The organism is Paenibacillus barcinonensis (assembly GCF_003217495.1).
Classification (GTDB): domain Bacteria; phylum Bacillota; class Bacilli; order Paenibacillales; family Paenibacillaceae; genus Paenibacillus; species Paenibacillus barcinonensis.
In genome coordinates this window covers 1-12028 of record NZ_QJSW01000029.1, presented here as the reverse complement: position 1 = coordinate 12028, position 12028 = coordinate 1, and the positions used below count along the sequence as shown (strand labels likewise).

10 protein-coding genes and 1 pseudogene are annotated in these 12028 nt (G+C 44.0%); 1 reads left to right on the top strand and 10 read right to left on the bottom strand.

Going from position 1 to position 12028, the window contains the following annotated elements; all coding sequences use genetic code 11:
• Window positions 1-73: 73 nt before the first annotated feature.
• Entirely contained in the window at window positions 74-580 is a 507-nt protein-coding gene (locus DFQ00_RS25825) for a GNAT family N-acetyltransferase (protein ID WP_244213999.1), read from the bottom strand.
• A gap of 193 nt (window positions 581-773) precedes the next feature.
• Between DFQ00_RS25825 and DFQ00_RS25820 the strand changes: the two genes are divergently transcribed.
• Window positions 774-1934 (top strand): S8 family peptidase, encoded by a 1161-nt coding sequence (locus tag DFQ00_RS25820; RefSeq protein WP_110899315.1) that lies wholly within the window; start codon window positions 774-776, stop codon window positions 1932-1934.
• Window positions 1935-2366: 432 nt separating this feature from the next.
• On the opposite strand, the gene DFQ00_RS25815 is transcribed toward DFQ00_RS25820, so the two are convergent.
• From DFQ00_RS25815 to DFQ00_RS25775, 9 genes and pseudogenes are all read right to left on the bottom strand, one after another.
• Window positions 2367-3812 (bottom strand): 6-phospho-beta-glucosidase, encoded by a 1446-nt coding sequence (locus tag DFQ00_RS25815; protein WP_110899314.1) that lies wholly within the window; start codon window positions 3810-3812, stop codon window positions 2367-2369.
• A 70-nt stretch (window positions 3813-3882) separates the two neighbouring features.
• The gene (locus DFQ00_RS25810; RefSeq protein ID WP_110899313.1) at window positions 3883-5796 is read right to left on the bottom strand and encodes a beta-glucoside-specific PTS transporter subunit IIABC; all 1914 of its coding nucleotides are present in this window, start codon (window positions 5794-5796) and stop codon (window positions 3883-3885) included.
• A gap of 343 nt (window positions 5797-6139) precedes the next feature.
• Window positions 6140-6979 carry a BglG family transcription antiterminator LicT gene (gene licT / locus DFQ00_RS25805; protein WP_110899312.1) on the bottom strand — a complete coding sequence of 280 codons (840 nt, stop codon included), beginning with the start codon at window positions 6977-6979 and terminating at the stop codon, window positions 6140-6142.
• Window positions 6980-7228: 249 nt separating this feature from the next.
• Entirely contained in the window at window positions 7229-7534 is a 306-nt protein-coding gene (locus DFQ00_RS25800; RefSeq protein ID WP_110899311.1) for a hypothetical protein, read from the bottom strand.
• Window positions 7535-7573: 39 nt separating this feature from the next.
• Window positions 7574-8134, bottom strand: coding sequence for a DEAD/DEAH box helicase family protein (locus DFQ00_RS25795; RefSeq protein WP_110899310.1), 561 nt, complete (start codon window positions 8132-8134; stop codon window positions 7574-7576).
• Window positions 8135-8341: 207 nt separating this feature from the next.
• Window positions 8342-9430 carry an acyltransferase gene (locus DFQ00_RS25790; protein WP_110899309.1) on the bottom strand — a complete coding sequence of 363 codons (1089 nt, stop codon included), beginning with the start codon at window positions 9428-9430 and terminating at the stop codon, window positions 8342-8344.
• A gap of 230 nt (window positions 9431-9660) precedes the next feature.
• Window positions 9661-10233 (bottom strand): 5' nucleotidase, NT5C type, encoded by a 573-nt coding sequence (locus DFQ00_RS25785; protein ID WP_110899308.1) that lies wholly within the window; start codon window positions 10231-10233, stop codon window positions 9661-9663.
• Between the two features lie 211 nt (window positions 10234-10444).
• Window positions 10445-11548 carry a metallophosphoesterase gene (locus tag DFQ00_RS25780; RefSeq protein ID WP_110899307.1) on the bottom strand — a complete coding sequence of 368 codons (1104 nt, stop codon included), beginning with the start codon at window positions 11546-11548 and terminating at the stop codon, window positions 10445-10447.
• A gap of 240 nt (window positions 11549-11788) precedes the next feature.
• Window positions 11789-12028 (bottom strand): annotated as a pseudogene (locus DFQ00_RS25775) (NADP-dependent phosphogluconate dehydrogenase); the annotation flags it as partial.

Below are 12028 nucleotides of genomic sequence, written 5' to 3'. Positions count from 1 at the left end.
CCTGACTACAAATTGCCCATGTTCATCAGGTGTTCGTATATCAAATTTGTTTACATTCTTACATCTCTCTGATCTAAAAATTGCTGGGCTTGTCCATATGCACAATTTGCCACTCATTCTGCTCTTCCGCAATACATGTGAATCCTTGACGTTCCCAAAAATCCACAGCCCCAGGTAGAAAACGATGGGTATGCAGATATAACGTTGTATACCGCATTCCGGTTACAAACTGTTCAAGTTCTTGTACTAATAGTGAACCGATGCCATACCTGCGGTAGGCAGGATCAACATAACATTTTACAATCTCAGCTGCGGCATCAACCGGGTAACGGCCCTCAATGGCCTCGATACGTGCATCATAAGGTACAACGCCGATGGAACCAACAACTCCTTTTCCCCCCAACCGGGCAACAAGAAAAATGGCGTCGTCACGATCCAGGTACTGTTCGGTAAAATGCTGAAAGTCCTTAGGAAGTACGCTCGGATCAATCATGGGAAACACCTCGGCGCGTACACGCATGGCAAACTCAATCACCTCCTCAATCTCGTTGGATTGAACAGGCTTTACTACAGGCTTCATGTGAACTTCTGTCAAAACATCCCTTCCCTTCATTCTCATTTTCGAGCTGCTCCTCTCTTCTTGAAGAGCTTACACAAACCTACCAATCAACTCTATACTCCCGACCATTTTGAGAGAAGGCCCTCGCATTCTGATAGACTGCGCATACGATAAGGCGTATCATCCATCCAAATCTGAAAGGAGTAAACCAAGCATGTGGTTATGGTTTGGCTTCTCAGCAGTTATCATTTTGTTCTCCACCTGGTTCACTCTTCGATATGCAGACCAAAAAGCTGCAAGTACATTCGATCCCCACGCCCCTCATCAGCTGCTACTCAAGTTCAAGGAAGGCACAACCGCTGATCAGATGCACACCCTTCATCGGAAGAGCAGGTGCAAAGTCGCTGAAACCTATGAAAATCTGGGATGGTACCGAGTTGAATCTCGCATCCCCATGCACCGCATGCTGAAATATTACAAGCATCACGAGCTCATAGAACATGCACATCCCAACTATCTCGTTAATGCTTCGTTTACACCCAACGATCCATTCTTTCCTTATCAGTACAATTTGAACAAAATTAACACTCCAGCTGCATGGGACATCACTCAGAGCAGCAGCTCCATTAAAATCGCCATCATTGATACAGGAGTGCAGTTAAACCATCCTGAGCTGGCCGCCAAACTTCTGCCCGGTTACGATTATGTTGATTACGACAACATCCCTGAAGATGGAAATGGTCATGGTACACATGTTGCTGGCATTGCCGCTTCCATAACCAATAATGGCGTTGGTATCGCAGGTACAGCACCACTCGCTTCCATTGTGCCGCTTCGTGTGCTGGATAATAACGGCCAAGGCACAATTGGCAACGTGGGCAATGGGCTTGTATTTGCAGCAAATAACGGAGTTCAAGTCGTGAATCTCAGCCTGGGCGGACCAACAGGAGATGCGTTCCTTCAGGCCGCTGTTCAGTATGCATGGGATCACGGAGCTGTCATTATTGCAGCAGCAGGCAATGATAACACATCCTACCCTATCGTTCCTGCATCATACCCCAACGTCATTGCAGTTGCCTCCACCAACTCGTATGACCTGAAATCCAACTTTTCCAATTATGGCTCCTGGGTTGATATAGCAGCACCAGGGGATGCGATCCTTTCCACCTATCTGGGCAGCTCATATGCCTATCTTAGCGGAACGTCAATGGCAGCGCCGCAAGTTGCCGGCGTAGCAGCACTGCTCGCATCGAGAGGGAAAAACAATGCACAAATTCGAGATGCATTATGCTTCGCCTCAGACCCGGTCTCGGGTTCCGGCATCTATTGGACCTATGGAAGACTTAATGCATATCAGAGCTTGCAAGTACCCTGAGCCCCATCCGTTCAAGCGTAAGAACGAACGACATCTCTTTGACAACAGTACACAAATAAATGAAAAACCATGGAGCCTCTATACAATAGACGCTCCATAGTTCTATTAGATACTCTTTATTTTAATTTTACGAATTGGCTGCCAAAATTCCAATGAGGTCACGATCAACTCTGCACTTCTGGGAATGCCTTGACATGTATTTAATGGATTCTGGAAACATATCGCAGTGGCGTATCCATATCCGAAAGATATAGACACAAGTGACTTTTCTTCATGACTGGCCACTTCCCCACTTTAGTTTACAAGATTTTCTACATTAATAAATTATATAAGTTACTCCATCACTGGTCAAATATGCTCCTTAGCAAACAAAGAACATCCCGTTATAACGAGAATGTTCTTTGTTTGCTTTCAGGCCTAAGCTAAGCATCTTCATCCGAAATATTGTGCACCATTGCTTGCAATGACTTCTTTGTACCAATGGAAGCTTTTCTTTCGCACACGTCGAAGTGTTCCGCTCCCATCATTATTTCTGTCTACATAGATGTAGCCATAACGTTTTTTCATCTCTCCTGTGCCTGCACTAACCAGGTCAATCGGACCCCAGCTCGTGTAACCGATCAGCTCTACACCATCCTGAATTGCTTCGGCCATCTCGGCAAAGTGGCTGTTCAGATAGGCAATACGATAATCATCCTCAACCGTATCATTATCCAGTAATACATCGGTTGCACCAAGACCATTTTCTACAATAAATAGCGGTTTACCATAGCGGTCATGAAGCTGGTTGCATGTGATGCGAAGTCCTTTGGGATCAATCGTCCAGCCCCACTCCGATGCTTCAAGATACGGATTCTTCACTGAACCGAAAACATTACCTTCTGTAGAGTTCTTCAGCACTTCAGGATCGGCACTTGTGCAACGACTTGCATAATAACTGAAACCAATATAATCGACCGTATGCTGCTTCAAGATGTCGGCATCTTCCGGCTGCATTTCAATACAAATGTTATTTTCTCTGAAAAACCGCTTTGTGTATCCGGGGTACTCCCCTTTGGACTGCACGTCGATAAAAAAGAAGGATTCGCGATCTTTATCCATCGCCTTCCACACATCTTCCGGATGCGAACTATAAGGATAAACCATCCCCGCTGCCAGCATACATCCAATTTGTGCGCCTGGAATGATCTCATGACAAGCTTTGACAGCCAAGGCACTTGCAACAAGCTCATGATGAGCTGCCTGATAGAGCACCTGCTCCTTGTCCTCACCCTCCTGAAGTACAACGCCTGCTCCAATGTAAGGCAGATGTAACAGCATGTTGATCTCGTTAAAGGTCATCCAATATTTCACTTTGTGCTTGTAACGGTTAAACAATGTTTTCGCATACGTTTCAAAAAAAGTGATCATCTTGCGATTTTTCCAGCCGCCATAATTCTGAACCAGACTTACAGGTACATCAAAGTGACAGATTGTTACGACAGGTTGGATATTATACTTTAACAGCTCGTCGAAGACATCATCATAGAATTGAAGCCCTGCCTCATTCGGCTCGGCGTCATCCCCATTCGGGAAAATCCGTGCCCAGGCCACCGAAAGCCTGAGGCACTTCAATCCCATTTCAGCGAATAACGCAATATCTTCCTTGTACCGGTGATAAAAATCAATCGCTTCATGCGAGGGATAGAATTCTCCTTCTTTGGGTTCGTATGAATCCAGATTTCCGAGTGCGATCGGAAAACGATTTGCCCCAATCGGAATCAGGTCAACCGTGGTTAACCCTTTTCCTCCTTCAAGATAGGCACCCTCCAATTGATTGGCGGCCGTTGCTCCTCCCCATAAGAAGTTATCCGGGAAGGCCTTTATTTGTTCAAGCATTGAAGTATTCCTCCTATTCATCATAGGGCTTGGGCTTGCTATCGGATGAGTCAGACTAGATCAATCCCGATTAGCCGAGTACCGTTAACAGCTTATCCTTCTCGTTCACACTGGCGATCTTGGTAGTGACAACATCCAGATAATTAGAAGTATTAGCAATGATAATTGGAGTAATCGTCTCATAGCCTGCATCTTTGATCGCTTGAAGGTCAAACTCCATAATCAGATCACCTGCATTGACACGATCCCCATCCTTCACATGTGCAGTGAAATGCTGGCCCTTCAATTGAACTGTATCCTGACCAATATGAATTAACATTTCAACACCATCATCGGATACAAGACCGATCGCATGTTTCGTACGATAAACAGTTTGCACAACACCTGTAATTGGTGATACAACTCTGCCACTGACAGGACGAATTGCAATGCCTTTACCCATATGCTCTCCTGCAAACGTAACGTCATTAATCTCTTTCAGTTCAACCACTTCACCTGCCATTGGGCTTACAATTTCATAACGGTTGTTCGGGTTAGGATCAAGCACTGGCGCTGGAGCAGCTGTTTTTTCAACCGGATCTTTGAAGCCTACAACATACGTCAAGATGAAACCAAGAATGAATGCGATAATGGTTGCTGCCACGGTCCAGTAGAATACGGAGTTCATTCCCTCTGTAGGACTCACATAGCTCGGATAACCGAAGACGCCAAGACCACCAATGATGTAACCTTTCGTACCAACAAGACCAAGGATACCGCCACCAATACCACCGGCAATACAGCTCATAATAAATGGTTTTTTAAGTGGCAGGGTCACACCGTAAATCGCTGGTTCCGTAACACCGAATATACCCGAGATAAAAGCAGGTGCACCAAGTGTTTTGAGCTTTTGGCTTTTGGTTTTCAGCATAACCGCAAGCACTGCACCGATTTGAGCAAAGGAAGCTGCAAAAGAGAGCGCCAGAATCGAATCATAGCCAAGGGTTGCCAGGTTAACAAATACCAATGGCACAAGTCCCCAGTGGAGTCCGAACAAGACGAATACTTGCCACAAACCGCCGATTACAAGTCCTGTAAGTACAGGGCTCAATCCGTAAATGGAAGATGTGAAAGCACCTAACAGCTGACCTGCCCATGTCGCAATCGGGCCAATAAGCAAAAATGTAAGGGGTACAATTACAAGCAAAGTACAGAATGGAACCAGGAAGTTGCTAACTACTTTAGGCATTACCTTTTTGAAGAAACGTTCAATTTTGACTGCGAAGAACGTTGCTATGATAATCGGAATAACGGATGAGGCATAATCCATCAAAATGACCGGAATACCTAGAAATTCAATCCGAATCGGTGATTCAAACAAGGTGCCGGCAAACAAGGTGTATAACGGCTCACCAGCGCGGATTCCCGCAAGTGTCGGGTAGACTAACGAAGCACCGATGGCCATACCCAGGAATGGACTTCCGCCAAATTTTTTAATGGCTGTGTATCCAAGGAAGATCGGGAAGAAGTAAAATAAACAATCCCCAATGGCGTTTAACAAGGCATACGTGCCTTCAGTATTTGTGATCCATCCCAAGGACACGAACATCGCTGTGAAACCTTTAATCATCCCCGTCGCTGCAAGCAATCCAAGCACTGGGGTAAATACCCCGGAGATCATATCTACAAAACGGTTAAATAAATTGCCCTTCGGGCCTGAATCGGCATCGTTCTCATCTACTTGGCCTTCAGCAGACAAATTACCTGCTTTAACTACCGCTTTATATACATCGGGCACTTCATTGCCGATTACGACCTGGTATTGCCCTCCACTCTGCATTACCGTAATGACACCCGGCATATTTTTCAATTCTTCTGTTTTGGCTACGCTTTCATCTTTCAGTTTAAACCGCAATCTTGTCACACAATGAAATACACTGTTTACGTTCTTCGGGCCACCGACCCGTGACAGAATGTCTTTTGCCAATTGATCGTAGTTGCTCATTGTCATTCTTCCTCTCTAAGTAGACTCCCCATGCCTGTGAAACAAAGAAAACCTGAACTACTGAACAATCACAACGTACCGGAATATCCGGAAATCAGTCATGTTATTCAGCAATTCAGGTTTTGCCCTTAACGGTTGCAACCCTGTAAGGCTGTACACATTGGTATTTGATTAAGATGCTTGGCAAGCACAACGATCAACCCTTGGGCCTTACGGCCGGAATTGCCTGATTGAACAGTCACAACCCGTTTGATCATGTATGCGCTTACTTCTTGGGATCATCATAGTACATCTGAACTACATTTGCAAGCATTTTTTTTATTTGATCCATCCATCCGCATGATTACTCGGAAGTCGCATTAACTACTCTCTCGATATGAATCGTTAAATACATCATTTCTTCGTCAGTCAGTTGATAAGTGTAGTTATTTTCAATGAATTTTTTTATTTTTTCAGAGCACTTATGTGCATCTGGGTACTTTTTCTTAATCATCTGGAACAATTCCTCGTCGTTGTTGCTCTTGTAGTGTTTTCCCTTCACCAGACGCTGGGCGAAAAACTTCAAGTGTGTCACAAAACGAGTGTAGTTCAGTGCATTCTCATCAAAGTCCATTTTGAAGTGATATTTGATAATGGTCAGAATCTCCTGCATCACTTGTGTCATATTACGAATGTTAGGCATCTCCTCATTCAGTGCAGCATTGACAAAATGCAGCGCCATGAACCCCGCCTCATCCTCAGGCAAAAGCACACCAAACTGATCACAAATCATATTTAACGCCTCAAGTCCTACTTCATACTCATCCTTGTACAGCTGTTTGGTCTCCCATAACAAGCCATTGCGAATCGGAAGGTTGTTTCGGTAACGCTCAATAGCAAAATGAATATGATCCGTCAGATGCAGATAAATGCTGTCATTTAACTTTTTGCCCAGCCTCAGCTTGGCATAAGCGATAATTTCTTCAGACACTTTCATGTACTCAAGCGGGATACTGGCGATTAATGCCTTGAAGTTTTCCTGAATATCTTCATTCTGTAAAGTAAATACCTTGTCAACATGCTGGTCCGAGATCATATCGCCCGCCCGTTTCTGGAAAGCGATCCCTCGGCCAATAACAATAACTTCCTGTTCATCCTTGATGGCTACAACCGCATTATTGTTTAACACCTTCTCGATTTTCACTTCATCACTCCAATATACAGAAAAAGGCAAACCATACCTGCGCCTTGAGGTTTCTGGAAATGCCCTAATCTCTTCAATGTGAACTATATGTGCGTTCATGGTATATCATTTCACTGTTTAATGCAACACAAAAACAATCACTTGATGACGTAAAATCCCATCCTCATATCCCGATAACAAACGTGCACACGATACAAAAGGATATTTATAGTTTTTATCCTAAATATGTTGTAATCATCAAAAGAATTGTTATGTTTCTTTATTTTTGCGCTCCCGCTCAAGCTCCATTTCAATTTTACGATTAATAACCTCCATTCTTTCCGACGGAATCCGATCTACACTTTGATAGGCCTGCTCCATCTCGTACTCCTCCTGCTCCGCCTTGTTCATTAATTTCAAATGGTTTTTGATTGCCTGAATATCTTCACGCATATATGCCGTTTGGCGATAGTGATCAATGACCACTGCAAAAACAATCCCTCCAACGATGATTGGACCATACGGAAACAAAAAACATAATACGACACCAACCAAAAACAGCATAAAAAAGTACATTGTTCTCCTCCTTGTGACGATCTCGTAAATTGTAATAAACTACAAACTGAAGTACTCCTGAATTAACCGTGCCGTTTGCTCGGGACTTATATTTGTATTATTTATCCTAAGATAAGGCTCATGTGTAATCTCCCCCGGTTTCGAATTCAATCGATAATACTTCATGGAATCGAGCAAATCCTGCTCAGACCAAGCAAGGTCTCTCTTTGTCGGTTTATGTTGAAGCCGGTTCTCACTTTTATTGCGTTCCAGCCGTTCCGACACTTCTGCCTCCAGTTCTACGTAATACACCTCAGCACCCCGAGCCGCAAACATGTTGGTAAGATCTCGAATGTAAGCAACATCCTGTTCGAGATCAAAGGCCCATACATAAGTGAAAATAAGCCCTGGCAAGTCACTCTTGGCAACAGCCTGGAACATTTCCTCCCTGAATAATCCGACCAGATGTTTCCCTTCCGGGGTACCGTAACTGAAAAATGGGGATACCAGGTCAATGGTCATATGATTATGGAACAACCTGAGATCGGTGATTTTCTCCAATTCCTGTCCAACAGTCATTTTCCCCACAGCCTGTGGCCCAAAAATAATAACCAGCTTCAAAATATGCCCCTCCCTAGATCTTTGTATTGTATAGTATATATCGAGCAGCAACGCATCCTCATCCCATAAATTCTATTTATTGGACATTTATTCATCATACCTGCTATCACGCAAATAAAAAAGAGAATTCAAGCTCTTTCCGCAGAAAGGTGCTTAAATTCTCTTTGTACTTATTAACCTATTCTATTAAACAGATGATGACTATTCTTAACGTCCGATGAGTACCCATCCCCACTTCAAACGGCGTAACCCGATGGCGCATAACCAGGATATCAGCAATGCTGCGATGTAGGATAATACAATTCCCAAATTAAAATGACGGGCAAGATCATCCGTAAACTCTCGTCTCCAAAACAGTAGAATTAAGGGATGAATTAAAAAAATACCAAAAGCTACAGTGCCTAAAGAGTCCATTAAACGAGCAGACTTGTGTTCGTTCCGCCGCTTTCTCGTGCCTACTCGTTCACTAACCATTAACAAAAGCAAACAAGCAGATAGTGTAAAGGCATTGCGAATGAAGAACAGGCTCGTAAAGGTTAGAATCGGCCATTCCATCAGCACGGTTTTGATTGTTTCGGTGGCATACATGGTTAGTGACCCTGTACCTAAAAGCACACCTAGTAATAAATAACGGAAACGATTCATTTGTTTCATTATGGAATCAAAGTTCAGCCCAATCCATGCCCCAACACCAATGACAATCAAATAACTCGGTAACAGGCTGCCTGTTCGTTCAAAATGAAATTGTAAATGCAATATGTAGAACAGCGCTTGCCCCGCTATAAAGTACAACGGCATATATCGTTTAAACCAAGATTGTTTCGTTAAGGCAAGTATCCAGGGAAACACGATATAAAACTGAAGGATAATTAAAAAAAAGTACAAATGTGTATGAGCCGTGCCCATTAGCAACTGCTTGACAAGCTGCATACTGTCTTCCATTGGCTCCTTGCCGGCCAGCAGCTTCTTAATGACAAAATAAATGAAGGACCACGCAATGTAAGGAATAAAGATGTAGAACATACGCTTTTTGTAAAAAGAACGCACCCATCCCTGTTCATTCAGCTTCCCGTTATAGTTGTAAAACAACACCAAGGAAGATAGAAATAAAAAGGCTGGCACTGCAAATTGCAAAAACGTATTCCAGAAATAAAACAAATCATGATCAAACGTATTTTTAGGATAATGCGCAACAGCTGTGGATGTCGCATGAATTGCCACAACTGCCATAATCGCAATCGCACGGTAGAGATCCAGATACTCTATGCGCCGGGGCCGATCAACCGGTTGACTCATACATATAACCTCACTTGTGACTGTTAGTAGAAAGATAGTTTCCGGCTACAATCCAGATTCCAAATTTTATTTTAATCACCTGTAGGCCAGATTACAATCTATATTTCTAAAATTTTCATTAAACAAGGTTTAGCTGCGTTTGCCATCTCCTATAGCTGTGATCAGCGCTCTGCTTTCTATCCACCAGCACCTCATGATATGCTAGTCATTCTTCAGGATCTCAGGCAACATCAAATTCTAGCACTGGTGTTATGTAAGAGCTCATCAATGAGTGCCTTCGCATCTTTCCAGGAAGACATTTGTGGAAACCCGTAATGCTCAAGCTGCTGCCTATTCCATGGATGCGGGATGCAGATCACTTTCCGCCCACTCTCAAAAGCCGGAACCAGATTATGCGGCCCGTCATCAATCAAAAGGTCGAAGGCCAGCAGATTCTTTCGTTTGCATGTAATAAACTGTTCAAGTCTAATAAATGGCATGTGCCTCTGCAGCCAATTCCATTTCTCCAATACCGTTTTCGGCTCTGCTGCTGTAACGATAATCAGATCATACGCCTCGTTTAACTTTCTCATCTCTTCCACTACGTACTCATCATAAAGCTCCAGTTCCTCAAACAGACCCGGCCGACCGTAAAACACCTCATGTGTGCTGTCCGGGTGACGTAAATGTGTAGTATCCCAGTGCACCATATCTTCATATTGAAGCGGATGGCTCGGGAAGCTAATGTTGTTATGGTATATCGCCCGCTTGACCAGATGACAGATCGTGTCATCCATATCCACGGCAATAATCGGTTTTGTCATCGCCATTCCTCCCTGATACGAACACAGTATATCATCTCATCTGGGATACAGTCATTCTTTTTACATTGTGCAGTAACAAAAAGGCTTTGTTCCGTAGCAAAATCCTACGAAGCAAAGCCCCTTAGTTCTCATATGCATTTCTTTTACTTGCTTTTATCATGAAGCATCTTATACCTTACCAGAAGCCCTCTCGCCCTTACAGGGGCTGTTTTCACTGCCCAAAGGTCACATTGATCTGTACGATCTCCGAACGACTGCTCGTCCGTATCGGAGGCCCCCAGAAACCAAAGCCTGAGGTAACGATCGAGTGCATGGAGCCCTTCTGCAGATAACCCCAATCATTTTCATAGATGGCTTGTGTGATCCACTGTGCTGGAGCAATCTGGCCCCGATGGGTGTGACCGGACACCACCAGGTCCACTTTATTCTGCTCGGCGATATCCAGATCATACGGCTGATGGTCCATCATGATCACAGGCTGACTTAGATCTGTATTTTTCATCAGGGTTGCCACATCTGCCCGATCCTGTTCGGTGCGATCTTTACGTCCAATCAGGGTAATTTTGTTGTCCAAAACGATCTTGTCGTCATACAGCACCTGCATGTTGCTTTTCTCCAATGCTGCAATCAGTTCCTCGACGGGTCCATCAAATTTGTCATGGTTTCCGAGTGAAGCATACACACCATAAGGTGCGTGGATGTCACGAATGATATCGGCAATTCCACTTTTCTCATACATAGCCAGATTGTCGTCAATCAGATCCCCTGGATATAACACGAGGTCTGGCTTTAGTGCATTGATCTCCTCCACCATCCGTTTCGCATGGGCAGGACCTGACAACAGACCAAAATGCATGTCAGCTGCCATCACAATGTTCAGCTTGTCCAGCCCTTCCACCTTTTTATCAATCTGGATGTTATATTGTCTGACGACTGGGCTGTATGCATTATAAATACCATACCCCATCGTTGTAACAAGTAGCACCAGGGTAACAACTCCCGCCCATTTATGAGCGTGATGCCTCGGAATACGTGTCAACCGCAGCAGCCAAAGCGTCAGATGTATAACCGGCAGAATTAGAAGCAACAACGAGAACACTGCCAGCCAGTAAGAACCGATAATACCGAGAAATGATACGCTCCCAAACAATCTCGCCAATATAAAGGAAACGGACAGAAACACAAGCGCTACAATATACAACCAGCGAAATCTGGCCGAGACAACCGGCTTCATCCAGCTCCAGCCGCTCCAGCCTATGTAGAATACTAATAATCCATATACAAGCACAAATAGAATACCCACAAATACAAACATGCCTTTCCTAACCCCCACCTTCAAAAAGTTATATACTGCTATTTTAACGGATACTAAACCGTCTGAACTAGTATAACGTAAATAGAGGGGTTCCAGCATCTTTTGCAGACTACAGATGGGTACATTTTATTACAATTTGATGATATTTAATTTTAAAATAAACAAAACACCTCTCCGCCTCCCATGAGCAAGCATACTCAAAAGGAAAGGCAGAAGAGGTGTTATTGTTATATGCCTATATTATTCGTTGCTATCCATCCATTGGAAGTGGAATGAGCCTTCTTTGTCCACACGTTGGAATGTGTGCGCTCCGAAATAGTCACGTTGTGCTTGCAACAGATTTGCTGGCAAACGCTCTGTACGATAGCTGTCATAGTAGGACAGTGCGCTGGAGAAGCCTGGTACCGGAATACCTTGCTTCACTGCAGCTGCCACAACTTCACGCCATGCATCCTGATAGGATTCCACGATGTTCTGGAA

Coding starts and splice junctions, on each gene's coding strand:
- DFQ00_RS25825 (WP_244213999.1), bottom strand. CDS start 580: ATGAAGCCTGTAGTAAAGCCTGTTCAATCCAACGAGATTGAGGAGGTG.
- DFQ00_RS25820 (WP_110899315.1), top strand. CDS start 774: ATGTGGTTATGGTTTGGCTTCTCAGCAGTTATCATTTTGTTCTCCACC.
- DFQ00_RS25815 (WP_110899314.1), bottom strand. CDS start 3,812: ATGCTTGAACAAATAAAGGCCTTCCCGGATAACTTCTTATGGGGAGGA.
- DFQ00_RS25810 (WP_110899313.1), bottom strand. CDS start 5,796: ATGAGCAACTACGATCAATTGGCAAAAGACATTCTGTCACGGGTCGGT.
- DFQ00_RS25800 (WP_110899311.1), bottom strand. CDS start 7,534: ATGTACTTTTTTATGCTGTTTTTGGTTGGTGTCGTATTATGTTTTTTG.
- DFQ00_RS25790 (WP_110899309.1), bottom strand. CDS start 9,430: ATGAGTCAACCGGTTGATCGGCCCCGGCGCATAGAGTATCTGGATCTC.
- DFQ00_RS25785 (WP_110899308.1), bottom strand. CDS start 10,233: ATGACAAAACCGATTATTGCCGTGGATATGGATGACACGATCTGTCAT.
- DFQ00_RS25780 (WP_110899307.1), bottom strand. CDS start 11,548: ATGTTTGTATTTGTGGGTATTCTATTTGTGCTTGTATATGGATTATTA.